This window comes from Micromonospora sonneratiae (genome assembly GCF_042679305.1).
Classification (GTDB): domain Bacteria; phylum Actinomycetota; class Actinomycetes; order Mycobacteriales; family Micromonosporaceae; genus Micromonospora_H; species Micromonospora_H sonneratiae.
On record NZ_JBHTMP010000026.1, the window covers coordinates 60,697 to 86,104 of the forward strand.

Annotated in this window: 17 protein-coding genes; 6 read left to right on the forward strand and 11 right to left on the reverse strand. The window is 70.1% G+C overall.

Annotation, left to right across the window (positions count from 1 at the left end; translation table 11 throughout):
* Positions 1-115: 115 nt before the first annotated feature.
* The 3 genes from ACFQ4H_RS18120 to ACFQ4H_RS18130 form a co-directional block, all read right to left on the reverse strand.
* Positions 116-3,574, reverse strand: coding sequence for a hypothetical protein (locus ACFQ4H_RS18120; RefSeq protein ID WP_377572158.1), 3,459 nt, complete (start codon positions 3,572-3,574; stop codon positions 116-118).
* Positions 3,575-3,747: 173 nt separating this feature from the next.
* Positions 3,748-4,392: a response regulator transcription factor gene (locus ACFQ4H_RS18125; protein ID WP_377572188.1), complete on the reverse strand. Its 645-nt coding sequence runs from the start codon at positions 4,390-4,392 to the stop codon at positions 3,748-3,750.
* A 75-nt stretch (positions 4,393-4,467) separates the two neighbouring features.
* Positions 4,468-5,754: a sensor histidine kinase gene (locus ACFQ4H_RS18130; RefSeq protein ID WP_377572159.1), complete on the reverse strand. Its 1,287-nt coding sequence runs from the start codon at positions 5,752-5,754 to the stop codon at positions 4,468-4,470.
* Positions 5,755-5,919: 165 nt separating this feature from the next.
* Between ACFQ4H_RS18130 and ACFQ4H_RS18135 the strand changes: the two genes are divergently transcribed.
* Complete coding sequence (locus tag ACFQ4H_RS18135) at positions 5,920-7,119, forward strand: serine hydrolase domain-containing protein (protein ID WP_377572160.1); 1,200 nt, start codon at positions 5,920-5,922, stop codon at positions 7,117-7,119.
* Positions 7,120-7,171: 52 nt separating this feature from the next.
* Here the strand turns inward: ACFQ4H_RS18135 and ACFQ4H_RS18140 are convergent, their stop codons facing one another.
* A complete protein-coding gene (locus ACFQ4H_RS18140) occupies positions 7,172-8,212 on the reverse strand; it encodes a S66 family peptidase (protein WP_377572161.1) in 1,041 nt (346 codons plus the stop codon).
* A gap of 223 nt (positions 8,213-8,435) precedes the next feature.
* On the opposite strand from ACFQ4H_RS18140, the gene ppc reads away from it, so the two are divergent.
* On the forward strand, positions 8,436-11,222 hold the full coding sequence (ppc, locus tag ACFQ4H_RS18145; RefSeq protein ID WP_377572162.1) for a phosphoenolpyruvate carboxylase: 2,787 nt from the start codon (positions 8,436-8,438) through the stop codon (positions 11,220-11,222).
* Between the two features lie 76 nt (positions 11,223-11,298).
* Here the strand turns inward: ppc and ACFQ4H_RS18150 are convergent, their stop codons facing one another.
* The 4 genes from ACFQ4H_RS18150 to ACFQ4H_RS18165 form a co-directional block, all read right to left on the reverse strand.
* On the reverse strand, positions 11,299-12,009 hold the full coding sequence (locus ACFQ4H_RS18150) for an ABC transporter permease (RefSeq protein WP_377572163.1): 711 nt from the start codon (positions 12,007-12,009) through the stop codon (positions 11,299-11,301).
* Positions 12,010-12,123: 114 nt separating this feature from the next.
* A complete protein-coding gene (locus ACFQ4H_RS18155; RefSeq protein ID WP_377572164.1) occupies positions 12,124-13,035 on the reverse strand; it encodes an ABC transporter ATP-binding protein in 912 nt (303 codons plus the stop codon).
* On the reverse strand, positions 13,032-13,919 hold the full coding sequence (locus ACFQ4H_RS18160; RefSeq protein WP_377572165.1) for an ABC transporter permease: 888 nt from the start codon (positions 13,917-13,919) through the stop codon (positions 13,032-13,034). Before ACFQ4H_RS18160 ends, ACFQ4H_RS18155 begins: the two co-directional genes overlap by 4 nt.
* Positions 13,906-14,826 carry an ABC transporter ATP-binding protein gene (locus ACFQ4H_RS18165; RefSeq protein ID WP_377572166.1) on the reverse strand — a complete coding sequence of 307 codons (921 nt, stop codon included), beginning with the start codon at positions 14,824-14,826 and terminating at the stop codon, positions 13,906-13,908. Before ACFQ4H_RS18165 ends, ACFQ4H_RS18160 begins: the two co-directional genes overlap by 14 nt.
* Positions 14,827-15,189: 363 nt before the next feature.
* On the opposite strand from ACFQ4H_RS18165, the gene cysC reads away from it, so the two are divergent.
* A complete protein-coding gene (gene cysC, locus ACFQ4H_RS18170; protein WP_377572167.1) occupies positions 15,190-16,719 on the forward strand; it encodes an adenylyl-sulfate kinase in 1,530 nt (509 codons plus the stop codon).
* Positions 16,720-16,745: 26 nt separating this feature from the next.
* Positions 16,746-17,789, forward strand: coding sequence for a galactose-1-phosphate uridylyltransferase (gene galT / locus ACFQ4H_RS18175; RefSeq protein ID WP_377572168.1), 1,044 nt, complete (start codon positions 16,746-16,748; stop codon positions 17,787-17,789).
* 375 nt (positions 17,790-18,164) lie between these two features.
* Here galT and ACFQ4H_RS18180 read toward each other — a convergent pair whose 3' ends face one another.
* Entirely contained in the window at positions 18,165-19,382 is a 1,218-nt protein-coding gene (locus tag ACFQ4H_RS18180; RefSeq protein WP_377572169.1) for an NADP-dependent isocitrate dehydrogenase, read from the reverse strand.
* Between the two features lie 177 nt (positions 19,383-19,559).
* Between ACFQ4H_RS18180 and ACFQ4H_RS18185 the strand changes: the two genes are divergently transcribed.
* On the forward strand, positions 19,560-22,793 hold the full coding sequence (locus ACFQ4H_RS18185; RefSeq protein ID WP_377572170.1) for a S8 family serine peptidase: 3,234 nt from the start codon (positions 19,560-19,562) through the stop codon (positions 22,791-22,793).
* Between the two features lie 73 nt (positions 22,794-22,866).
* Here ACFQ4H_RS18185 and ACFQ4H_RS18190 read toward each other — a convergent pair whose 3' ends face one another.
* Both ACFQ4H_RS18190 and ACFQ4H_RS18195 read right to left on the reverse strand, forming a co-directional pair.
* Positions 22,867-24,027, reverse strand: coding sequence for a sensor histidine kinase (locus tag ACFQ4H_RS18190; RefSeq protein WP_377572189.1), 1,161 nt, complete (start codon positions 24,025-24,027; stop codon positions 22,867-22,869).
* 11 nt (positions 24,028-24,038) lie between these two features.
* A complete protein-coding gene (locus tag ACFQ4H_RS18195) occupies positions 24,039-24,695 on the reverse strand; it encodes a response regulator transcription factor (RefSeq protein ID WP_377572171.1) in 657 nt (218 codons plus the stop codon).
* Positions 24,696-24,821: 126 nt separating this feature from the next.
* Here ACFQ4H_RS18195 and ACFQ4H_RS18200 point away from each other — a divergent pair, with 126 nt between their 5' ends.
* Complete coding sequence (locus ACFQ4H_RS18200; RefSeq protein WP_377572172.1) at positions 24,822-25,379, forward strand: hypothetical protein; 558 nt, start codon at positions 24,822-24,824, stop codon at positions 25,377-25,379.
* Positions 25,380-25,408: the final 29 nt, after the last annotated feature.

Here is a 25,408-nt window from a genome sequence, read left to right on the forward strand (position 1 = left end):
CCCGGTCCTCACCGGCAGGGCCAGATCGTCATGGCCCCCGATGTCGGCGCTGCCGCTGGGCTTCGCAGTCACGGAAACCCGAACCCTGGTGGGGTCGGGCGCCCTCCCGACCGGACTACTCGCCACCGCGACCCGGCTGCTCGCCGTCGAGGACGCGCTGCCAGGCGGTTGCGTACAGTTCGGTCAGCGGGCGGGTCGGCCAGGACATCCCCTCGACCTCACTCCCGTCGGCAGAGAGCCCCAGGCCGTAGAGCGGGGCCTTCCAGGACTCCAACGGAAGATGGTTCTTGCCCGCTTTGGCCCACCCGCCCGGCAGGAACACCCCGCGCCCGGCCCGGGCCCGCTTCGCCTCGACCACCAGGCCACGCTCGACCAGCGTCGCCACCGCCGCCCTGTGCCGGGGCGGCTTCCACCCGTTCCAGGCACGGATGTTCTGGTCGGTCGGTTTCAGCAGCGTCAACAGTTCCAGATAGAGCGCGGCCGGGTCGGGTGCCAGGTCCAGCCGCTGGCCCACCTCGGCCACCAGATCCGGCACGCTGGCCAGCGGGTACGCCTCGTACGCCCCGTCGGGCAGCGCCCCGGACCGGATGCGCGCCACCATCCGCCCACACTCCTCGCTGAGCAGCCACTGCACGGCGGCGAAGTCCCAGCCGCCGATCCACGCCATGGCCCGCAACTGCTCCGATCGGGTGTCGTCGCCGTAGAAGGCCGGACGGAAGAAGAGGCTCGGGTCCTGCTCCCGCGAAACGCCCCGGAGTAGATAGGTCCCGCCGAGGGTGACGACGGTAAGACCATCATCGATGGTCGCCACGTCGAGCGGCTCCGGGCCGTGGTACGGCTTGTCGCCGAAGCGGGCTCGCAACTCCTCCTCGGTACGGTGACGGTAGTGCGCACGCCCGGCACTCAACAGAAGCCCAGGGTGGGAGAGCCGGGCGCGCAGCAGTTCGACCGTGGCGGGGACGCCGGCCCTGACCGGGTCACCGGCGGGCAGTTCGGCGTAGGCCCACTGGGCCCCGACGGCGAGGTTTCTCAGCAGGTTCCCGAATCGCCAGACGCCCGTGCCCCCATCGCCATCGGTGACCTTGTAGCCGTACTCCCCCTTCTTGATCCAGGTGTCCAGGTTGGTGGTGAGGGACGCAACGGCATGCGGCTCCGCGATCGTCACACACAGTTCGGTGGTGGAATCGGCCGTGGGCAGCTTCGTCGCCGCCGCCAGGGTCGCCTCGGGCACACTGACCTTGCGGCCGACCACGGCATTCCACCGCTGCGCCACCCGCTCGGCCACCGCACACATCCCGCCGGGTGCCCACAACTCGGCCGGGTCGGCAGGCAGCACGTCGGCCAGCAGGTCGAGCCGCTGCTCCGCGCTGAGCACGCCGAGTTCCTGCCGGCCCGACTCAGCCTCGGCGGTCTTCATCCGGAGGATCTTGCGTTCCGTCGGGTCCAGGAACGGCGGGTTGTACGAGCCGGTGCCGGGAATGCCGGCGAGGACGAGCCCGGCGGCGGGGCGGCTCAACCCCGTACGCTCGGCGAGAACACCGACCGCCGCGACGTCGTGCGGCACCGGCCCCCGCTCCCGGACGAGGGCGACGAGGCGGCGCAGGACGTCCGCTCCACCCCAGTTCCGAGGGGCGTCCGTCACCCCGACGACGGTTCCCAGCGCCGGCGGTTCACCGGCACCGGTACGCAGTTCGACGAACCGGCGCTGGCCCTTGGCGACCCAGCCGACCGTCACCGCCGCCCCGGACTCCCCGCGGACGAACAGGTGCCCGGTCCCCTCGGCCTCCACCACGCCGATACGCAGCGACGCCTCCGGATCGGCGAAGGGAGTCTGCGCCCAGACCTCCAGCAGGGCCAGCAGTCGGGCCCGGCGCTCGTCCCGGGTGGAGGCGGCCACGGCGCGTAGGGCGACACCGCCGATCCGGCCGATCAGTGACACCCAGTAGTCGGTGACTGTCGGCCCGCCCTCGGCGGCGAACCGATCCGGGGTCACGGCACCGGTGAGCAGGCCGCCGACGAGCTGGATCCGGCGCAGAGACCCGCCGTCGTGCTGCGTCATCCACCGATCGGCCAGCCCGTACAACGCCTTCGGCATTTTCGCATCGTCCAGGGGATGCCTGGTCGTCTCCTCCTCCGGCACCGTCCCGGACGACGCCGGTTCGGCGCCGGCCTCAGCCGCCTGGCCTACAACGGCCGCCTGGCCTACAACGGCCACCTGGCCTACAACGGCCGCCTGGCCTGCACCGGTCGGTTGGCGCAGCCGGCGCAACGCGGGCACCCGTTCCAGGTCGCTCCGGTCCCGGTACCGGTCCAGGCTCCTCTGCAACAGTGGCGCGAACACCGGGTTGGCGACCAGTGCCGGAATGTCCTCTTCGGGATCCCGGTCGGACATCCAGACGTGGAAGTCGAGCCCGGTGTCCCCCGCCGGAGCCGCCACTGGTACGCCGTTCGCGAGGCAGGTCTCCAACACCCGTACGTCGATCGCACGCTGCCCGTAGTCGGAACCGTGCAGCCGGACGGGGACGTCGTCTTCGACGAGCCGGGCGCTCAGTGCGGCGATGAGCCAACCGAACTGACGTGGCAGTGTCCGGTACACGCGGTCCCGGGGGGCCCGCCTCGCGTGGATGACGGCCCGGCTGAGCCAACGTCCCGCAGCCTGGGCTGGCTCGGGTTGGGCGCCGCCTTCGTGCGCGTCCGCGTCGGTCCGGGTGGACGGTGCACGCGTCAGGAGGTCGAGCGCGCCGCTCTCGTTGAGCAGCTCGAACCACCAGCCGTCGATACGGTCGGCCACGGGGAACACGTCGAGCAGCCGACGCTGGATCCGCGTCGAGCCCTTGGCCAACGCGACGAGCGCCGGCCGCCACGCCTTCCACACCGCCACTGGCGTCTCACGGATCGCGGGCAACGGCAGCAGCCGCTCGATGAGGCGTTGCTGCTCGACGTCGGCGTCCCGGCCAGCGGCGCGGGCCGCCGCCGCGAGCTGTCGTGGCAGCTCCGGCCAGGGCGGCTGGCCGTGCCGGGTACGCAGCTCGGCGAACTCGATCAGTGCCACGAGGGCGGGTTCGGGCGCGTACCGGTCACGCAGCACGGCCCCGAACCGGCCGGCCACCTTGGCACTGATCGCCCCCGCAGCGGCGAACTCCCGGTGGGTCGCCAGCCAGCTTTCGTCGACCGGAATGCTGTGCTCCTCCTCGACCTCCCGTGCCCGGCCGAACGCCATCGCCGCCCGCTTGGGGTCCCGCACCGCGATGAGCTGCCGACCAGCGTGCTCCCAGAAGACCGGCAGATGCCCCACCGGCAACCGGCGGGCCACCCACTCGTAGGTGCCCATCGCGTCGTGGGGCGCCTTACGGGCGGCCTGTTCCAGGTCGTCGACCACCGCGAGGGCCGCCTCCGCGTTCTCCGGATCGGCGACGAGCGCCCAGGCGGGGTACGTCCGGCAGGTCAGCACCTGCGCGGGAATCGGATCACACTCCTGGCCCGTGTCGTCGCGGCAGGTCAAACCCGTTCCGGTCAGGCTGAGCTCGTACCCGTCTCCGGCCGAAACCCAGATGGCCTGGCTGCTGTTCTGCATGGCGGGCATGATGACAAAGCAGGCTGACATTCCCCGATGCGCCACGACCTCTGGGCAGCGGGCGACCGGCTCGTCTGGGACGGCAGGCTGTCGGATAACCACGGGCACCAGGTATTCCCAGAGAGCTGGCATTGCTCCCGTTCTCCGGCAGTCGGGCCGTCGCCGCTGGCCGGTCAGGACTGGAGGTGACGGAGGACGGCGAGCACCCGGCGATGGTCGGACTCCGACGGCGGCAGTCCGAGCTTGCTGAAGATGCTCGTGATGTGTTTCTCCACCGCGCCCACGCTGAGGTAGAGCGACGCGGCGATCGCCGCGTTCGAGCGCCCCTCGGCCATCAGCCGTAGCACCTCACGTTCGCGCTCGGTGAGCGCGGCCAACTCGTCCGTGCGCTTCGGGGCGGTGAGGATCTGGGTGACCACCTCCGGGTCGAGGACGGTGGCGCCGCCGGCGATCCGCACCAGCGCGTCGGCGAACTCGGCGACATCCGCCACCCGGTCCTTCAGCAGATAGCCGACCCCCTCGGCGCCACCGGCCAACAACTGGGCCACGTACCTGGTCTCGACGTACTGGGAGAAGAGCAGCACTCCCGTACGCGGATGCGCGGCGCGTAGGGCGAGTGCCGCACGCAGGCCTTCGTCGGTGTGGGTTGGCGGCATCCGGATGTCGACCACGACCACATCCGGCCGGTGTTCGTCGACGGCGGTCAGCAGCGCGTCCCCGTCGGCGACGGCTGCGCGCACCCGGTGGCCACGATCGGAGAGCATGTGCACGAGCCCGTCCCGCAGCACACCGGAATCCTCGGCAAGGACGATTTCCAAGCCGGTCATGATCACACTCCTCGCCGTCTCACGCTCACGCACCTCGCCGCTCCCGCCGACGCGGGACGTCCGGTCTCACACGCGCATCGGCAGGTCGAGCTGGATCGTGGTAGGCCCGCCGAGCGGACTATCGATCTCCATCGAACCGTCCACGGCGCGTACCCGATCCCGCAGCCCGCTCAGGCCCCCGCTGGGCACCGTACCGTCGGACCGGGCGGGCGGCCCGAACCGGGCACCGCCCCCGCCCTCGTCGCGAACCAGCACCCGCAGCCGTTGGCCGTGCTGGCCCACGTCGACCGTGGCACGCCGGGCGCCGCTGTGCTTGGCGACGTTGGTAAGCAGCTCGGCGACGCAGAAGTAGGCGATCGTCTCGATCGCCGGGGACGGCCGGTCGGCCACCTCCACCCGCAGCGTCACCGGCACTGCGCCACGCGAGGCCAACGTGCCCAGGGCATCGGCCAGACCGTTGTCGAGCATCGGCGGATGGATGCCCCGTGCCAGGTCCCGCAGCTCGGTGATGGCCTCCTTCGCGTCCCGGTGTGCGTTCTCCACCAGGGTCCGGGCGGCCGGGGCGACATCCTCGCCGAGTTTCTCCTTCGCCATCCCGAGCTTCATCGCCAGCGCGACCAGCCGGGCCTGGGCACCGTCGTGCAGGTCACGCTCGATCCGTCGCAGCCGCGCGGCGGAGTCGTCGACGGCGTACGCCCGGCTCTGTTCGAGTTGGTCCACCCGGTCGGCGAGCCGGGTCGGGCCGAGCAGCCCGCGCATCAGCAGGCGGTCCAGCCCCAGAACGCCATGCAACACCCAGGGGCCGACCAGGAGCAGGAGTACGCCCACCCCGGCCAGCAGGATCGCCCGAGGCCAGCTGTCGAAGAAGAAGTCGCCGAGCTGGAGGGCCGCGTAGTGCTTCCGCCCCGCGCTGTCGGTGTTGACCGGGCGGACCTGTCGCCACCAGAACGGGTAGCTCAGGAAGAACAGCGCATAGGTCGGGAACACCACCGCGACCACGGCCGCCAGCACGCCCACCGGGAGCTTGACGACCAGGTACGCCAACCCGCGCCAACCCGTACCGTCGGTTAGTCCGGCCCGGACGAAGCCGACTGGGCCGGTGGCCGACCGGCGGACCGGTCGTGGGTCGGCCAGCTGGATACCGAGCGCCGCTCGACCGAACCGGCGGTGCAGCGCGCCCCAGCCGCGCGCCCCGAGGACCCCCGCAGCGAGCAGCGGCAGGCCGAGCAGTGTCAGCGAGAGCACGCCGCCGAGCACCAGCGTGAGCACGGCGTACGCGAATCCGAGTACTGCCAGCGGGAGGCTGGCCAGCGCGTATCCAAATTCCTTCCAGAACCGGCGGAGGCGAGTCATGCGCCCAGCCTTCCCGGTCCGGGTGACCGCCGCCCACCAGGCCGACCCCCGTTCTGCATTCGGGCTATCCCCACCGAGACAGAGGGGCCAGCCTGGTCGATCGGCGGTGCCCTGGTCGGCAGAGTCGACAGTGGCCCGATGCCGTCCCGTTGAACGGAGAGAACAGTGAGATACCGCCCATGGACCGCCCTGGTAGCGGTCGGTGCGCTGGCAACGACCTCGCTCGCATTCGCGCTGCCCACCCCGGCACCAGCCGCAGCGGTCGGTGCGCCCGCCATCGAGGTCGCCGAAGCTGGTGGAACGGCCGACGCGGCTCCGCTACGCATGGCGCTCGACCAGATGGTCACGGACGGCTATCCAGGAGTGGTCGCGTACGGCCGGGTCGGCGAGCGGCGATGGCAGCTTGCCGCCGGGGTCGCCGACCGCGCCACCGGCCGGCCCGCCCGGCCCGGCGACCGGTTCCGTATCGCGAGCAACACCAAGGCGTTCGTCTCGACCGTGCTTCTCCAGTTGGCCGGTGAGCGGCGGCTGTCCCTCGACGACCCGGTGGAGAAGTGGCTGCCGGGGGTGGTGCAGGGGGCAGGCAACGACGGGTCGAAGATCAACATCCGGCAACTGTTGAACCACACCAGCGGTCTCTGGGACCCGACCACGGAGCGGAGCTTCTGGGCGCCGTACCTCGATCAGCAGCAATGGGACCACGTCTACCCGCCGCGCGAGGTGGTCGCCGCAGCGGTCGCCCACCCGCCGAACTTCGCACCCGGCACGTCGTGGGACTACTCGAACACCAACTATCTGTTCGCCGGCCTGGTCGTCGAGGCGGTCACCGGCCGGGACGCGGTCACCGAGGTACGGCAGCGGATCTTCCGACCGCTCGGCCTGCACCACACCACGTTCCCGGTCACCGATCCGGAAATCCATGGTCGTCACCTGCACGGCTACGACCTCGTCGGGCGCGATCTGACCCGCTTCAGCCCGTCGTACGACTGGACCGCTGGCGCGATCGTCAGCACCACGGCGGAACTCGCCCGGTTCCACGCGGCGCTGTTCGGCGGCAGACTGCTGCGCCCAGCCCAGCAACGGGAGTTGGAGACCGTGTTGCCGATGGACGGCCCGTCCGGCGGGTACGGCCTTGGGGTGCGGCGGATGGATGTGCCCTGCGACTCGGGTCCGGTGCCGGTCTGGCAGACCGACGGCGGCGGGCCAGGCTTCACCAGCATCGCGCTGACCAGCCTCGACGGTTCCCGCCAACTGGTCCTGGCCGGCAACGTGTACGACATCGACCGGGACGTACGAGGTCTGCCTCCGGTCCCGAACAGCACCGGCTCCCTGATCGCCCTCCGTTCGGTGATCTGCGCCAGCTAACGGCGTCCCAGCCGGACGCCTCCGAGATCCGTTGCCGGTTCGGCGAGGTCGGTCAGTAGCGGACGGAGATGCTTCGGTTCACCGCGTCGACCCGGGCGGTGCCGCCGTACGGGACAATCAACTGCGGGTCGGTGTGCCCGATGTCGAGGTCGAACACGGCCACGGTGTCCGGGGCGTACTCGGAGAGGGCCCGCAGTACGGCGGCCCGCTGCGCCTCGGCGTACGCCTGCTTCTGCTCCTGGTTGTTGGGTTTCGCGAAGTCCCACGCCTTCGCGCGGGCGACCAGCACGGCCGGGAAGCCGGCCAGCAGGCCACGCTCCCCCAGGTTGCGCAGCATGCGGTAGACCTCGACGTCGGAGGGCAACTCCTCGGAGGTCTCCATCAGGAAGACCGAGCCGGCGTACGACTCGCTCGGGCCGACCCGACCGGCCTGGAGGATCCGGGAGAGGATCTCCAGGTTGCCGCCCCAGACCGGCCCCTCGACCGTGTGGGCCGGGCCGTGCCAACTCCACCCGGTGCCGGGGAACATGGTCGACGGCCGGTCCAGGCCCGCCGGGTCCTGCCAGTCGCCCGGTTCGTCACCCCACTCGTCAGCCGGCGCGAGGTCGTACCAGCCGGAGGTGAACAGTGCGGCCCGCAGCGAGTCGAGGCTGGTCGGGTGCATCTCGACCGGGCGACCGAGGTGCACCAGCACCGAGCCGCCGTGGTAGCCCACGATGCCGAGGCCGTACAGGTGGTTGAGCAGGTTGGTGTTGTCCGAGTAGCCGAAGAACGGCTTCGGATTGGCCCGGAGCACCTCGTCGTCGAGATGCGGGATGACGGTCACCTGGTCGTCGCCGCCGACGGTGGCCAGTACGGCGGTGATCGTCGGGTCGGCGAACGCGGCGTTGAGGTCCCGGGCCCGGTCGCGCGGGTCGGCCTGCCACTGCCGGGTGGTCGGATACTCCACCGGTTCCAGGCCGAGTTCGTCCCGCAGCCGGCGCAGCCCGAGTTCGTGCACGTGGGGAAAGATCGCCGGCAACGCGGTGGACGGCGACACGACGGCGACCCGGTCCCCGGGCCGCGGCTTCGCTGGATACCTCAGATCATGCATGGTCAGGACGCTATCGGCCGCGCCAAACGATTAAATTCCTCATAAGCTGACACGTGGTCGGACGGGGGACCGAAACCGGCCGACGAGCATGGCCGGGGCGACCGGAAGGACCCTGCTGCGAAAGCAGTAACCGAGGGGCCCTTCCTTACCCCCCGGTCCACGCCGATACGATCCAGCCAGTCGGGACAGCGCTGTCCTTCACACTTCGGTTAAGGAGCGCACCGTGACCGACCTCCATGAATCCAGTGGCCCCGACGCCGCACTCCGGGCCGACATCCGCCGCCTCGGCACCCTTCTCGGACAGACCCTGGCCCGCCAGGAGGGCCCGCCGCTGCTCGATCTCGTCGAAGAGATCCGCGCGCTGGTCCGCTCCGACGCCGAGGCCGCCGCGACCCGGCTGGCCGGGATGGACGTCACCACCGGTACGAAGCTGGCCCGGGCCTTCTCCACCTACTTCCACCTGGCCAACATCACCGAGCAGGTGCACCGGGCCCGGGACCTGCGCCGGCAGCGCGCGACCCAGGGCGGCTGGCTCGACCAGGCAGCCAAGCTGATCGCCGAACGGGGCGTGCCCGCCGAGGAGATCGCGGCAGCGGCCCGGCGGCTGGCCGTACGGCCGGTCTTCACCGCCCACCCGACCGAGGCGGCCCGCCGGTCGATCCTGTCGAAGCTGCGGGCGGTCGCCGACGAACTCGACGCCGAGACGGCCAACGCCGTGCTCTACGGCGCCAGCGACGAGGGCCCCACCAACCGGCGCCTGGCCGAACTGCTCGACCTGCTGTGGCAGACCGACGAGTTGCGCCTGGACCGGCCCGACCCGACCGACGAGGCCCGCAACGCGATCTACTACCTGCGGGACCTGTACGCCGCCGCCACCCCCCAGGTGCTCGACGACCTGGCCGACACGCTGCGCGGTCTCGGGGTGGAGACCTCCCCCACCGCCCGGCCGCTGACCTTCGGCACCTGGATCGGCGGTGACCGGGACGGCAACCCGTTCGTCACCCCGCTGGTGACCCGGGACGTCCTTCTCATCCAGTACGAGCACGGCATCCAGGCGACCGAGGCGGCCCTGGAGGGGCTGATCAGCGAGGTCTCGGTCTCCCGGCGGCTACGGGCGGTCTCCCTGGACCTGTCGGCCAGCCTCGCCACCGACCTCGACGCGCTGCCCGAGGTGTCGGCCCGGTTCCGGCGGACCAACGCCGAGGAGCCGTACCGGCTCAAGGCGCGCTGCATCAAGGCCAAACTGGCCAACACCCGGCTACGGCTGAGCCGGGGCACCCCGCACGTGCCGGGCCGGGACTACCGGGGCTCGGCGGAACTCATCGCCGACCTGGAGCTGATGCGCGCATCACTGGCCCGCAACTCCGGCCAGCTGACCGCCATCGGCCGCCTGGCCACGGCCATCCGTACGGTCTCCGCCTTCGGGCTGCACCTGGCGACCATGGACGTACGCGAACACGCCGAGGCACACCACGGGGTGCTCGCCCAGTTCTACTCCCAGGTCGGCGAGGTGACCGACTACAGCACGATGCCCCGGGGCGAGCGGACCAAGCTGCTGGCCGAGGAGTTGGCCGGACGTCGCCCGCTGTCCACCGTCGACACGCCGTTGACCGAGGCGGCCCGCAAGACGTTCAACGTCTTCGGCACGATCCGCGAGGTGCAGGAACGGTTCGGCGTCGAGGTGATCGAGTCGTACATCATCTCGATGACGATGGGCGCCGACGACGTACTGGCCGCCGTGGTGCTGGCCCGGGAGGCCGGGCTGATCGACGTGCACAGCGGCCGGGCGCGGATCGGCTTCGTGCCGCTGCTGGAGACCCCGGCCGAGCTGAACGCCGGCGGTGAACTCCTCGACGAACTGCTCTCCATGCCGGCGTACCGGGCGATCGTCGCCGCCCGGGGACACGTGCAGGAGGTGATGCTCGGCTACTCCGACTCCAACAAGGAGGCCGGGATCACCACGAGCCAGTGGTCCATCCACAAGGCGCAGCGGGCGCTGCGGGACGTGGCCGCCCGGCACGGCGTACGGCTGCGGTTGTTCCACGGTCGCGGCGGTACGGTCGGCCGGGGTGGTGGACCCACGCACGAGGCGATCCTGGCCCAGCCGTACGGGACGCTGGACGGCGCGATCAAGGTGACCGAGCAGGGTGAGGTCATCTCCGACAAGTACACCCTGCCGTCGCTGGCCCGGGAGAACCTCGAACTGACCCTGGCCGCCGTGTTGCAGAGTGCCCTGCTGCACACCACCCCGCGCCAGCCGGCCGAGATGCTGGAACGCTGGAACGAGACCATGGAACTGGTCTCCGACGCGGCCTTCCGTCAGTACCGGTCCCTGGTCGAGAATCCGGACCTGCCGGCCTACTTCTGGGCGTCCACCCCGACCGAGTTGCTGGGCGCGCTCAACATCGGCTCCCGGCCGGCGAAACGTCCCAACACCGGGGCCGGGCTGAGCGGCCTGCGGGCCATCCCGTGGGTCTTCGGCTGGACCCAGACCCGGCAGATCGTGCCCGGCTGGTTCGGGGTCGGTACCGGGCTGGCCGCCGCCCGGGAGGCCGGCCTGTCGGACGTGCTGGCGGAGATGCACCGCAACTGGCACTTCTTCGGCACGTTCCTGTCGAACGTCGAGATGATGCTGACCAAGACCGACCTGAACATCGCCCGCCGGTACGTACAGACGCTGGTGCCGAAGCCACTGCACCCGATCTTCGAAAAGATCGAGGAGGAGTACGAGCGCACCAAGAGCGAGGTGCTGGCGGTCACCGCCTCGCCCGCGTTGCTGGAGAACTCGCCGGTGTTGCAGCGGACCCTCGCCGTCCGGGACACCTACCTGGAGCCGTTGCACCACCTACAGGTGGCGCTGCTGCGGCAGTACCGCGACTCCGGGGCGGCGGGCCGGGCGGTAGCCACGGCGCCCGGCGGACGGCGGGCACCCGGCGACGGTACGGCGTTGGAGCGGGCGCTGCTGACCACGGTCAACGGGATCGCCGCCGGTATGCGCAACACCGGCTGACCCCGGCACTTCAGGTGTCGGGACGGGCCCCTTCCAAGTCGGAAAGCGACAGGAAGGGGCCCGTTCCGACAGCAGATCAGCTGGTTTCGCCGGCGACGCTGAACGAGCGCAGCCGGTTGATGGCCAGCACGGTGAAGCCGACCGAGAACACGACGGTCATCACGATCGCGACCGGCGTCGACACGGTGGTGCTGATCAGGGTGGTCGGCGCGATCCGGTCGGCCAGCGCCACCACGTACTGCTGGATGGAGAGCACCTGGGTGCCGCTGACTACGTTGCCCAGCAGCCCCTCCCAGATCAGCACGTAGACCAGGCCGAGCAGGACCGGTCGCCGGGTGACCAGGCTGAGCGCCACGAACAACGCCGAGTACGCCAGCGCGCCGACCGTACCCGCTGCCGCCAGCCCGAGCCCGAACCGTACCGACTCGGCCAGCACCCCGGCGACGTACAGCGGGACGGCGGTGGTCAACGCGGTCACCCCGGTTGCCACGAGCAGCTTGGGCAGCACAATCTGCCAGCGTGGCAGCGGTTTGGTCAGGATGTGCACGATCGTGCCGTCGTCGATCTCGGACCCGAGCACGCCGGTGCCGACGACCAGCGCGACGACCGGCAGTACGACGGCCAGCCCGAGGCCCAGCAGCACCGGCGGGCCCCACTCGCCGGGGTCGACACCGAAGGAGCGGGCCGTCACGGCCAGGGCGATCAGCAGGGCGGGCAGGGGTAGCAGCATCAGGAACCGGCGACGGCCGAACAGCCCGCGTGCGGTGATCCACGAAACCGTCGACATGATTACTCCTTCGTTTGCGACTGTGGGGCTCGCAGAACCGGCTCTTCTCGCATTCCGGCTCGGTCGCGTCCCACGCGAACCGCCCCGGAACGCTCGCTCCTCGCGCGCACGGCCTCAGGCCTCCACCAGGTAGGAGAACACGCTCTCCAGGGACTCGTCCGAGGGCAGCAGCCGGCGTACCCGGATGCCCGACGCCAACGCGATCTTGGGCAGGGCGCGGGTGAAGCTGCCGTAGTCACCGGCACGTACGGTCAGGCCGCTCCGGTCGATCTCCACCCCGGTCACGGACGGCTCGCCGATCAACGCCACCGCCAACCGCCGGTCGTCGGTCGACTGCACCGCGAAGACGTGCGGCCGGTTGGTCATCAGCCGTCGGATCGTACGGAAGTCGCCCGACGCGGCCAGCCGACCCGCCACGATCACCTGCACGGTGCCGGAGACCTGCTCGACCTCCTCCAGGATGTGCGAGCTGAACAGAATCGTCCGGCCCTGCGCACCGAGCCGGTGCAGCAGGTCCATCATGTGCAGCCGCTGTCGGGGGTCCATGCCGTTGAACGGCTCGTCGAGCAGCAGCACCTCCGGATCGTGCACCAGCGCCGCCGCGACCCGGGTACGCTGCCGCATCCCCTTGGAGTAGGTCCCGATCCGACGGTCCTGGGCGTCGGTCATCTCCACCAGTTCGATGGCCCGCTTCGCCGCCGCGGCCGGATCGGGCAGCCGGTGCAGCTTCGCGCTGGCCAGCACGAACTCGTACGCGGTGAGGAAGGTGTGCACCGCCTCCCGTTCGCTGACCAGCCCGAGTTGACGGTAGACGGCCGGGTTACGCCAGGCCGGGGTGCCGCCGACGGTGACACTGCCCCGGGAGGGGGCCAGGAAGCCGGCCATCATGTGCAGCAGGGTGGTCTTGCCGGCTCCGTTGGGGCCGAGCAGCCCGGTCACCCCGGCACCGAGGCTCATGGTCACGTCGTTGACGGCGACCACGTTGCCGTACCAGCGGGAGACCCCGCTCAGTTCCACGTCAGTCATTTGGCGGCGACCTTCCGGTAACGGGCGAGCAGCAGGGCGACGCAGGCGGCCACCAGCACGATCAGGGCCACGCCGTAGACCGGACCGGTGCCACCGATGGTCATCGCCAGTCCGGGCTCGGGGAACAGCCAGCCGCCCGCGCTCTGTACCAGGGTGGTCGGGGAGGCCAGGAAGGCCAGCTCGTTGACGATCCGCGACGGCATCACCGACAGCACGCCGACGATCGGCGTGGTCATCAGGAAGACGGCGACGATGCCACCGGCGGCGAACGCCCGCTTGCCGGTCAGCGACGCCACCAGCAGGCTGATCGTGGCGAACACCACCGCCCACATCCCGGCATAGAGCAGACCGGGTACGAGGTCGAGGAACTCGTCCCACACGCCACGCATACCGGTCTTGGTGGTGAAGGCTCCCCCGGCGAACATCAGCAGTTGCGGGCCACCGAGCAGCAGCCACACCGCCGAGGCCAGCGCGGCGAGCTTGGCCAGCGCATAGTCGGAGCGGCGCAGCGGCCGGGAGAAGTAGAGCGGAAGCACGCCGCTGTGCAGGTCCCGGGAGACCAGTTCGGGGGCCAGCACCGCGACGAAGAAGATCAGCAGCCAGCTCATCGACCCGGCGAACTGGGCGTAGGTCATGACCACTTCGCCGAACTGGGCCCGGACGGCGGTGAGGACGGCGGCGACCACCGTCACGATGCCGACGATCAGCCACGGGAAGATCTTGGCCTTGGCGCTACGGCCCAGGCCGAAGGCGGTACGCAGACCGTGCAGGTAGAGGGAGCCGACGACGTACCGTCGGCCGAGCCGGGGCCCGTCGTACCGCTGGTAGCCGATGTCGTGGATCACCCCGCCGGGCGTGGTGGTCCGGGTCTCAAGCGTGGGCACTGACGGCCTCCCTGGTGGCGAAGAGCTCGGCCACGCGGTGCCGGCGCTGGTCGAGACGGTGGAGCGGCAGGTCCAACTCGGCCACCGCGGTCAGGATCAGGTCGTACGTCCCATCGGACGCCAACGGTACGAGCAGCAGGCGGCCCTCCCGCCGGACCGGCAGGTCCAGGGCGGTCAGCCGGGCGGCGAGTTCCTCGGTGCCCTCGCTGACCTCGACGGCGAGTACGTCGGTGGCCTCGGTCATCGCGGAGATGTGGTCCGAGCGCAGCAGCCGGCCGCCGTCGATGGCGACCAGCGCGTCGCAGATCCGTTCGACCTCGCCGAGCAGATGGGAGCAGACCAGGACCGAGATGCCGAACTCGGTGCCGATCCGGTGGATCAGGGCCAGCATGGCGTCCCGCCCGGCCGGGTCGAGACCGTTGGTCGGCTCGTCCAGCAACAGCAGGTCGGGATCGTGCACCAGCGCCTGGGCCAGCTTGACCCGCTGCTTCATGCCGGTGGAGTAGCCGCCGATCTGCCGGTAGCGCTCCTCGTAGAGCCCGACGTGGCGCAACGCCTCGGAGGCCCGTTCCCGGGCGATGGTCCGGGGCAGTCCGCTGATCCGGCCGAGGTGGGTGACGAACTCGGCGGCGGACAGGTCGGGCGGCAGGCAGTCGTGTTCCGGCATGTAGCCGACCCGGGCACGAACCGCAGCCGCATCGGTCGTCGGGTCGAGTCCCAACACCCGTACCTGGCCGCTGGTCGGATCGAGCAGACCGAGCATGATCTTGATGAAGGTGGACTTGCCCGCGCCGTTGGCGCCGACCAGTCCGACGATGCCCGGCTCGACGGCGACCGTCAGGTCGGCCAGTGCGGTCACCCGCCCGCCGTACGTCTTGGTGAGCGACTGGGTCGCGATCAGTGTCACCGCCTCAGCCTATGGAACGTAGCGGCTTCTCGGGGTGCACGAAATCCCTGGCTCACCCCTGATCATTCCCTGTCCCGCCACCACTAGGGGACGCCACCGGTCGGCCGCCGCCGGACGTCGTCCGCCACGTAGGCGACGCTGGCGACCGCTCCGGACGCCGTCTGTCGCCGAGCGGACACCGCCGACGCCCGGGACGCCGTCGACGGGTCCGTAACGTTGTGTCCGACAGACCGTTGGGACTAGGTCGTACCGGCGGAAAACCCGGCCGCTGGTGGCCGTCCACGGTCCTAGGGTGGAGTGGCGCTCTCGACCGATGGGCGAGCGGCTGCGAAACTGTGTGCCGGTCGGTTGTTTGGGGGTGCGATGAGCAACGGGTGGGTGCTGCCCGATGACGTGCTGCGGGACGCGCCGGCGTACACGCCGCGCCCCCACGAACTGGCCGACCTTGAGCTGCTGCTCAGCGGGGCGTACGCGCCGCTGACCGGCTTCCTCACCCGGGCCGATCTGGCCTCGGTCGCTCGACGCGGTCGACTGGCCGACGGCACGTCGTGGCCGGTGCCGGTGACCCTGCACGTGCCGGCGGGCCTGGTCGAGGATCTCGACCTCGGCAATCCGCTGCGTCGGGCGATCGTGCTGGCCGACCCCGAGGGCGCCCCGGTGGCGATGCTGGACGTCACCGACGCCTGGCCGGCCCGTGACGGCATGGCCGGGGTCGGCGGCACCGTACGCCGGATCGGCGACGGCGGGCACGGCCCGTTCCAGCGACTACGTCGTACCCCGGCCGAGGTCAGGGCGCTGCTGCCCCCGGGCCGGGTGCTCGGGGTCATCGCCGAGCGGCCGTTGCACCGTCCACAGCTGGCGCAGATCGCCCACGCCGCCCGGACCATCGGTGCCCATCTGCTCGTCCTGATCCCGGTCGCCGAGAGCGGATCCGAGGGGTTGCCCCCCGAGGTGCTCGTCCGCAGCGTGTTCGCCGCCCGGGACCGGATGCCACCGGCCACCCTGGTCGCCGTACCGATCGCCCGCCGGGGCGACGAGATCCGTGACGCCCTGCTCCGGGCCCGGGTCGCCGCCTCGTACGGGGTGACCCACCTGCTCTCCACCGGTGACATGCTCTCCGGTGGTGGCCTGCGGGTGCTGGTGCCCCGCGAGCTCGCCTACGACAGCCGGGACGGGCAGTGGCGCTGGCGGGAGGACATCCCGCCCCGCAACCGGCGGCTGGCGCTGAGCCCGGCGGAGATCGAGGATCTGCTCGACCGGGGATTCCCGCTGCCCGAATGGCACACCCCGCCGGCCGTGGCCAAGGAGCTGACCCGGGCCCGGCCACCCCGGCGGCACCGGGGGCTGGTGGTCTTCTTCACCGGACTGTCCGGGTCCGGTAAGTCCACCATCGCCCGGGGGCTGGCCGACGCGTTACGGGAGAGCGGCGACCGGACCGTGACCCTACTCGACGGGGACGTGGTGCGCCGGGAACTCTCCGCCGGCCTCGGCTTCGGCAAGGCCGACCGGGACCTCAACGTACGCCGGATCGGTTGGGTGGCCGCCGAGGTGGCCCGGCACCGGGGGGTGGCGCTGTGCTGCCCGATCGCGCCGTACGCCCAGGCGCGGGCGGATGCCCGGGCAATGGCCCGGACGGCTGGAGCCGGCTTCCTCCTGATCCACGTCGCCACCCCGATCGAGGTGTGCGAGCAGCGCGACCGTAAGGGCCTCTACGCCCGGGCCCGGGCCGGCCAGCTCGTCGGAATGACCGGTGTCGACGACCCGTACGAGGTGCCGACCGACGCCGACCTGGTGTTGGACACCAGCGAGCTGACCATCGAGGATGCGGTCCAGACGGTGTTGCACCACCTGACCGAGACCGGCTGGGTCGAGCCCCGGCTACAGCCGGCCTGACCGGCGACTGCGACATCTGAAAGCTCATGAAACGTACCGTCACCGAGCTGGCCGATGGGCGCCAGCTGATCTATTTCGACGAACGTGACGACGCGGTCCGGGAGGGGCCGGACCGGCGGGTCCTGCCGCCCCCGCCGCCCGGATCGCAGCTGCGTTACGACGCACTGGTGGACGAGTGGGTGGCGGTCGCCGCGCACCGGCAGGAACGCACCTTCCTGCCCGCGGAGACCGACTGCCCGCTGTGCCCGTCCACGCCGGACCGGTCGACCGAGATACCGGCGTACGACTACGACGTCGCCGTCTTCGAGAACCGGTTCCCGGCGTTGAGTGACCGGGGTGATGGTGGCGGTGGCCGGTGCGAGGTGGTCTGCTTCACCGCCGACCACGGGGCGTCCTTCTCGACGCTGTCGCCCGGCCGGGTCCGTACCGTGCTCGACGCGCTGGCTGACCGTACCGTCGAGCTGGGCGAGTTGCCCCGTGTCGAGCAGGTCTTCTGTTTCGAGAACCGGGGGGTGGAGATCGGGGTCACCCTGCACCACCCGCACGGGCAGATCTACGCGTACCCGTTCCTGCCACCCCGGACCCGGGCGATGCTGGCCGCCGCCCGCCGGCATGCCGAGCGCACCGGTGGACGCAACCTCTACGCCGATGTGCTGGCTGACGAGCGGGAGGCCGGGGTACGGGTGGTGGCGGCCAACGCCCACTGGACCGCGTACGTGCCGGCCGCCGCACGTTGGCCGTTCGAGGTGCACCTCGCACCGCACCGGCCGGTGCCTGACATCCCGGCGCTGGACGAGGCGGAACGGGACGCGTTCGGGCCGATCTACCTGGACCTGCTACGCCGGTTCGACGCGTTGTTCGACCAGCCGATGCCGTACGTCTCGGCCTGGCACCAGGCGCCCGTACGTGACGTCGACCGGGAACTGGGCCATCTTCATCTGCAACTGTTCAGCATCCGGCGGGCCGCCGACCGGCTGAAGTACCTCGCCGGCTCGGAGTCGGCGATGGGTGTCTTCATCAACGACGTACCACCTGAGCGGGCCGCAGAGCTGCTTCGGCGGGCCGGCTAGGGCAACAACCCGGACGGGACCGCTCCACACCGCCCTGGCCGCTGTGGCAGCCGGAGGACCGCGCCGGTCGGGGACGTGGGCGCGGGGGGCCCGGACTGGGCCCCCCGCTGGGAAGGGACGGCCGGCTGTGCGCAACAGCCGGGAAGATCGATCGACCGGCCAGCGCCACGGTCCGGGCGGCCTTGAGCGATCGTTCTCCCTCGGACGCGACTGGCATCACGTCCAACCTGTTGAACGAGTGGGCGCAACGGATGGTGACGGCCGGCTGGCCGATCGGTCCTGACCTGGCCGGAACGACGTGCGGGCGGGCGGGCCGGAGCGCCAACGGAACAGCCCGCCGGCACAGCGGCCGGCGGGCTGTCTGCTGATCGACGATCAGGCGGCGAGCTTCTTCGCCAGGTTGGCGTCGAGCGCGGCCATGAACTCGTCGGTGGAGAGCCACGGAGCATCGCGCGAGATGAGCAGCGCCAGGTCCTTGGTCATCTGCCCGCCCTCGACGGTCTCGACGATGACCTGCTCCAGGGTGTTGGCGAACTCGGTCACCGCCGGGGTGCCGTCGAGCTTGCCCCGGTGGGCCAGGCCCCGGGTCCAGGCGTAGATCGAGGCGATCGGGTTGGTGGAGGTCTTCTCGCCCTTCTGCCACTGCCGGTAGTGCCGGGTGACCGTGCCGTGCGCCGCCTCGGCCTCGACCGTACGGCCGTCCGGGGTCATCAGCACCGAGGTCATCAGGCCGAGCGAGCCGAAGCCCTGCGCGACGGTGTCGGACTGCACGTCACCGTCGTAGTTCTTGCAGGCCCAGACGAAGCCGCCCTCCCACTTGAGCGCGGCGGCCACCATGTCGTCGATCAGCCGGTGCTCGTAGGTGATGCCGGCGGCCTCGAACTCGGCCTTGAACTCGGTCTCGAACACCTCGGCGAAGATGTCCTTGAACCGGCCGTCGTACGCCTTGAGGATGGTGTTCTTGGTCGACAGGTAGACCGGGTAGCCCCGGTCCAGGCCGTAGCGCAGCGAGGCGCGGGCGAAGTCGCGGATCGACTCGTCGAAGTTGTACATGCCCATCGCGACGCCGCCGCCGGGGAAGTTCGCGACCTCCATCTCGACCGGGGCGCTGCCGTCGGCCGGGGTGTAGGTGATGGTCACGGTGCCCGGACCGGGGACCACGAAGTCGGTCGCCTTGTACTGGTCGCCGTGCGCGTGCCGGCCGATGATGATCGGCTTGGTCCAGCCCGGCACCAGGCGCGGGACGTTGGACATGATGATCGGCTCGCGGAAGACGACGCCACCGAGGATGTTACGGATGGTGCCGTTGGGCGAGCGCCACATCTTCTTGAGGCCGAACTCCTCGACGCGGGCCTCGTCCGGGGTGATGGTGGCGCACTTGACACCGACGCCGTGCTGCTTGATGGCGTTGGCAGCGTCGATCGTCACCTGGTCGTCGGTGGCGTCACGGTGCTGGATCGACAGGTCGTAGTAGTGCAGGTCGACGTCGAGGTAGGGCAGGATCAGCTGCTCTCGGATCTGCTTCCAGATGATCCGGGTCATCTCGTCGCCGTCGAGTTCTACGACCGGGTTGGTTACCTTGATCTTCGCCATCGGCCGGCGCTCCTCTCACGGGACATGGTCAAGCAGTACGAGCGTACTGCAGAGGTGGCGGCCACTGACATCCGGCTGGATGACTCCGCCAATGGGCGCTTTCGATGACGCCCAGGAAACCTCCGACGGACTAAATCTGTTCGAGCTCACCCATCCAACTCTCAGGGAAGGTGTTACGTGGGCTCAATAAGATCGATAAAGCTCTGCGCGACTGCGTTCGCGCTGGCGGGGCTGGGGCTCGGGCTGGGGATCTCCCCGATGCCCGCCACCGGGTCCGCCGGTAGTCCATTGGCCGGAGAAGCTCCGGGCGACAAGGTGGTGACCCTGCTCACCGGTGACCGCGTCTACGTCGGCGACCGTGGGGTCTCACGCATCGTCCCAGGCAAGGGACGCGAGAAGGTGCGGTTCTCCACCAGGCGCAATGGCGACCAACTCTATGTCGTACCGCTTGATGCCGTCGCCGAGGTTGCGTCCGGCAAACTGGATCCCCGGCTGTTCGACGTCGCAGGGCTGATCGACCAGGGATACGGCGACGACAAGCGCGGCGACCTGCCGCTGATCGTGCAGGGTGCGGTTTCCGGCACCATGTCGACCAAGAAGCTGGGTGCGGTCGCTGGCCAGGCACTGCGGGTCCGCAAGGACGATCCCGCCTTCTGGCGTACGACGTTGGGCAACGGCGCGAAGCGGATCTGGCTGGACGGCATGATGAAGCTGTCCCAGGACCGCAGCGTTCCGCAGATCGGCGCCCCGGTGGCCTGGAAGGCGGGGTACACCGGCAAGGGCGTCACTGTCGGGGTGCTCGACAGTGGCGTGGACGTGACCCATCCCGACCTCGCGGGCAAGGTCGCCGAGGTCAAGGACTTCACCGGCGAAGGCGAGAAGGACCTGGTCGGGCACGGCACCCACGTCTCGGCCACGATCGCCTCGGGAGACCAGAAGTATCGCGGGGTCGCACCGGACGCGTCCCTGGTGGTCGGCAAGGTCTGCAACCAACGCGGCGGCTGCCCGGAGTCGGCGATCCTCGCGGCGATGGAGTGGATCGCGGCCGAGAAGCACGCGAAGGTCGTCAACATGAGCTTCGGTGGCCCGGACTTCGCGGGAGTCGACCTACAGGAGGAGGCGGTAAACCGGCTCACCGCCCAGTACGGCACCCTGTTCGTCTCCGGTGCCGGCAACAACGGCGCCGCTGGGGCGAAAACCCTGACCTCACCGGCGAGTGCCGACGCCGCGCTGGCCGTGGGTGCCGTGGATCGCGACGACAACCTCCCGCTGTTCACCAGTCGCGGCCCACGGAGCGGCGACTACGCCCTCAAGCCGGACATCACCGCACCGGGTGTTGGCATCGTCGCGGCCTCGTCGAAAGATGGCCAGGTCGGTGAGCCGGGCGAGCCGCGAGCGGCAGGGTCCGGCACCTCGATGGCCGCTCCGCATGTGACCGGTGCCGCGGCGTTGCTCTTCCAACAGCACCCGGACTGGACACCCGCACAGGTCAAGTCAGCGCTGATGGGGTCCGCCAAGCCCACCCCGGGCGCGAACGCGTTCGCGCAGGGTGCCGGCCGGGTGGACCTCAGCCAGGCGATCAAGCAGCAGGTGCTCACCAGCCCGTCCAGTCTCAGCTTCGGGCTCACCAGTTGGCCGCACGCCGACGACAAGGTCGTCGACCGTGACCTGATCTATCAGAACACCAGCGACCAGGACGTCACGCTGGCCCTGAAGGTGTCGGCGACGGGACCGGACAAGAAGCCCGCCGACGTTTTCCGACTGTCGGCCCCGACGGTCACCGTTCCGGCCCACGGCAGCGCGGTTGTCCGTGTCTCCGCCGACACCAGTGGCGACGGGCCGGACGGGGAATACACCGGCCGGGTGAGCGCGACGTCGGGTGACACCGTCGTCAACACGCCCATCGGGGTGGTCCGTGAGCCGGAGAGTTACGACCTCACGATCAACACCATCGACCGGAGCGGCCAGCCCGCGAAGGACTTCGCGATCGGGCTGAGCGGCTATGTGGATGGACCGCTGAAGCAGGCCTGGGGACTGAGTGGGAGCGTCGTTCTCCGCGTCCCCAAGGGCGACTACGTCCTCGACGCCGCCATCAACACCGGCACGGACCCGAACCGCAACGATGTCGACTTCCTGGTACGACCCTGGTTGGAGCTGCGCTCCGACCAGACCGTCACGCTCGATGCCCGGGTCACGAAGGCATCACCGGTGACGGTCGAACGGGCCGATGCGGAGCTGGCGGTGGGCACCCTGGGCTACAGCTCGCGGGCCGCCAACGGCGCGATCTCCCAAGCCTTCATCGACACCACCGACTTCACGAACACGCGGACCGGCCAGATCGGTCCGGACGGACCGAAGGACAGGTTCGTGTCCGCGCAGCGCGCCATCTTCGCGGTACGCGGGCAGGGCGAGCGGGAGTTCGCGAACTCGCCGTACGTCTACCACCTGGGCTGGTTCACGGCCGGCAAGATGTCCACTGGCGAACGAAAGGTCCGGGACGCGGACCTCGCCAAGGTCAGGACAACCCTGCTGCCCCAGGGCAAGGGCACCTCGGGTGAGAAGGGCGCGGGTCCGAACCCGGTTGACGCGCCCTGGGCCGGACTGGGATTCCCGATCTTCCCCGTCAGCCTGCCCGGCTCTCAGGAGGAGTTGTACAGCACCGAGGGTGTGGCCTGGTGGCAGGCGCTGGTGCAGGGCACCCAGGACGACATGGAGGCGGAGCAGTCCCGCCCCTGGCAGGTCTACCAAGCCGGCACCAGGTACGACGAGACGTGGAACGGTGGCGCCGTGTTCGGTCCGTCGTTGCCCGGCCCGACAGAGCTGGGCTCCCACGCGACGCAGTACGCGGACCGGCTGAGGTTCCAGGTTCCGCTCTTCGGCACGGCGGCGGGGACAGCGGGTAACTCGCGAACCGACGAGACGCGGACGGCCATCTACCGGGACGGTCAGAAGGTCTGCGATACGGTCCGGCCGAGGTGTGTCGTCGAGGGACCGCCGGTGGCCGGCAGGTACCGGGTCACGGCGTCGGCACAACGCAGCCTCTCGGACATGTCGACGAAGGTGACCGGGACGTGGACCTTCCAACACGACGGAAAGGAAGGACAGCTCCCCATCCAGGTCATCCGGTTCTCGCCAAGGCTCGACCAGGCCAACACCGCGCCGGCGTACAGGCCTTTCGGCGTGCCGGTGTCGGTGGGGCGGAACCCGAGTTCGCCCGATGCCAGGGTCAAGTCGTTGACCGTCGAGGTCTCCTACGACGACGGCGAGACCTGGAAGAAGGCGCCGGTCGTCAATGGCGTGGCGTGGCTGGTACACCCGAAGCAGGGATACGTATCGCTACGCGGCACGGCCGTTGACAGCAAGGGTGACTCCGTGCAGCAGACGATCATCCACGCGTACCGGTTGCGTTGACCAGAACCAGCAACAGCAGGAACGGGGCACCTGGTTCGCCAGGCGCCCCGTTCCGCGGTACGGGAGCCGTGGGTCAGGTCGCTGCGGGCAGGGTGACCGTGACGACCAGGCCGCCCCCGTTACGGGGCTCAGCGCATACGTCCCCGCCGTGGGCCCGGGCCACTGCCTGGACGATAGACAACCCCAGGCCCGCGCCGGGCGCGGTGTAGACCCGGTCGGCAAGCCGTCGGAACGGCTCGAAGAGCTTCGGGACCTCGTACCGGGGGATGATCGGCCCGGTGTTGCTCACGACCAGCACCGCCGTACCGTCCGGGCGGGTGTCGCTGGTGACCCGCACCCAGCCCTCCTCGGGGAGGTTGTGTCGCAGCCCGTTCTCCACGAGGTTCTGCACCAGCCGTTCGAGGAGAACCGAATCCCCGGTGGTCGGTGCCTCACCGGGCTCGGCGCAGACCGTGACCGGCCCCTCGGACACCTGCGCCACCACGTGCTCCACGATGTCCGCGAGGTCCACATACGATCTTTCGACGATCTCGCGTTCGGAGCTGACCAACAGCAGCAGCCCGTCGATCAGACGTTCGTGGCGAGCGTTGACCGCAAGCAGGGTCTCGCCGAGCTGGCGTACCTCTGGCGACACCGCCGTACGCTCCACCGCGATCTCCAGCAGTGCCCGATTGACGGTGAGCGGGGTACGCAGCTCGTGCGAGGCGTTGGCGATGAACCGGCGTTGGCCGTCGAACGAGTGGTCGAGCCGTTCGAGCATGACGTCGAAGGTGTCAGCCAACTCCTTGATCTCGTCGTGCGGTCCGTCCAGCGCGATGCGTTCGTTCAGATTCCGGTCGGCCGCCGGGGCGGCGGCGATCCGCCGGGCGGTCTCGGTCACCCGGTGCAGCGGTTGGAGCATCCGGCCGGCGATCAGCCAGCCGAAGGCGACCGCGGCGGTACCGACCACGGCCAGCGAGACCCCACCCTGGGTGAGCATGGTCTCGAGCGCGTCATTCTGGGCCTCACGCATAATCGTCTGACTTTGGACCGATAGGGTGGCACTGGCGTTGACGGGTGGCGGAACCGGCTGACCGGTGCTGGAAGTGGTCGTGTCGTTGTTGAACGAGACCTCACCGGTGCGTAGTTGTTGGGAAACGAGCACGTAGGTCACCCCGAGCAGCAACAGGCCTGCGATCAGGAAAAGCCCGCCGTAGACGAGCGTCAGCCGGGCGCGGATGGTCAGCCGGGGGATTCTGAGGTTCTTCACGGAATCCGGTACCCCACTCCCGGCTCGGTCACCACGATCGGCGGGTCACCGAGCTTGCGGCGCAGTTTGAGGATCGTCATCCGTACCGCGTGGGTGAACGGGTCAGCGTGTTCGTCCCACGCCTTCTCCAGCAGCTGCTCGGCGGAGACCGCGGCACCGTCGGCGCGCAGCAACTCGGTGAGGACCGCGAACTCCTTACGGGACAGTGGCACGTACCGGCCGTCCCGGTGCACCTCGCGGCGGTGCGGGTCGAGCCGGATACCGGCGCGGTGCAGGACCGGCGGCGTGGCCGGTCGGGCTCGCCGGCCCAGGGCCACCACCCGGGCGGCCAACTCCCGGAACGCGAACGGCTTGGGCAGGTAGTCGTCCGCGCCCAGGGCCAGCCCGGCGACCCGGTCGTCGATGTCGGCGGCGGCGGTCAACATCAGCACCCGGGTTGACGAGCCGGTCTCGACGATCTCCCTACAGACCCGGTCGCCGGGCACGACCGGCAGGTCGCGGTCGAGCACCACCACGTCGTAGTCGTTGACGCCGATCCGCTCCAGGGCCGCACCCCCGTCGTGCACCACGTCGACCGCGTGCGCGTCACCCCGCAGCCACCGGGCCACCGTGTCGGCCAGCAGCGGTTCGTCCTCGACCACCAGTATCCGCATCCCCCCATGGTGACGGACGGTCACGTCACTTCGGCGTCAAGGTTTTCGATGACGGCCAGGAAACACGTCATCACCGCTAATGGGGGGGTACGGCCGGGAGGCACCCGGCCGGTGAGGAGACGATCGATGCGTATCAGGAGAGCGCTCGTGCTCGGCCTGCTGCTGACCCTGGCGGTGGCGGGCTGCGGCGGCAACGACGACGGCGACGGGGTGGCCACCGCCGGTGGCAGGGCCAGTGCCGATGCCAACACTGGCGCAAAGGCCGGGACCGGCCCCGAGAACGAGCGGGAGAACGCCCTCAAGTTCTCGCAGTGCGTACGGGAGAACGGGGTGCCGAACTTCCCTGACCCGGAGCTCAAGGAGAACGGGGACATCTCCCTGAGCCTGCCGGAAGGGGCGGACCCGGCGAAGGTCAAGGCGGCCGAGGAGAAGTGCAAGCAGTACCAGCCCAACGGGGGTGAGCCGAGAAAGGCGGACCCACAGGTGCTGGAGCAGCTACGGCGCTATGCCAAGTGCATGCGGGAGAACGGCGTACTCAACTTCCCCGATCCGACCGACCAGGGCCTACAGATCGACAACAACGTGGTGAACCCCGAAGACCCGAAGGTCAAGGCCGCCGAGCAGGCATGTAACAAGCACATGCCGCCACCGCCCCCGGGCTCACTGGACCGGAGCAACGGATGACCGGCACCACCAGAGGACGATGGCGACGG

Coding starts and splice junctions, on each gene's coding strand:
- ACFQ4H_RS18155 (WP_377572164.1), bottom strand. CDS start 13,035: ATGACTGACGTGGAACTGAGCGGGGTCTCCCGCTGGTACGGCAACGTG.
- ACFQ4H_RS18130 (WP_377572159.1), bottom strand. CDS start 5,754: ATGACTCGCCTCCGCCGGTTCTGGAAGGAATTTGGATACGCGCTGGCC.
- ACFQ4H_RS18120 (WP_377572158.1), bottom strand. CDS start 3,574: ATGCAGAACAGCAGCCAGGCCATCTGGGTTTCGGCCGGAGACGGGTAC.
- ACFQ4H_RS18140 (WP_377572161.1), bottom strand. CDS start 8,212: ATGCATGATCTGAGGTATCCAGCGAAGCCGCGGCCCGGGGACCGGGTC.
- ACFQ4H_RS18200 (WP_377572172.1), top strand. CDS start 24,822: ATGCGTATCAGGAGAGCGCTCGTGCTCGGCCTGCTGCTGACCCTGGCG.
- ACFQ4H_RS18180 (WP_377572169.1), bottom strand. CDS start 19,382: ATGGCGAAGATCAAGGTAACCAACCCGGTCGTAGAACTCGACGGCGAC.
- galT (WP_377572168.1), top strand. CDS start 16,746: ATGAAACGTACCGTCACCGAGCTGGCCGATGGGCGCCAGCTGATCTAT.
- cysC (WP_377572167.1), top strand. CDS start 15,190: ATGAGCAACGGGTGGGTGCTGCCCGATGACGTGCTGCGGGACGCGCCG.
- ACFQ4H_RS18195 (WP_377572171.1), bottom strand. CDS start 24,695: ATGCGGATACTGGTGGTCGAGGACGAACCGCTGCTGGCCGACACGGTG.
- ACFQ4H_RS18150 (WP_377572163.1), bottom strand. CDS start 12,009: ATGTCGACGGTTTCGTGGATCACCGCACGCGGGCTGTTCGGCCGTCGC.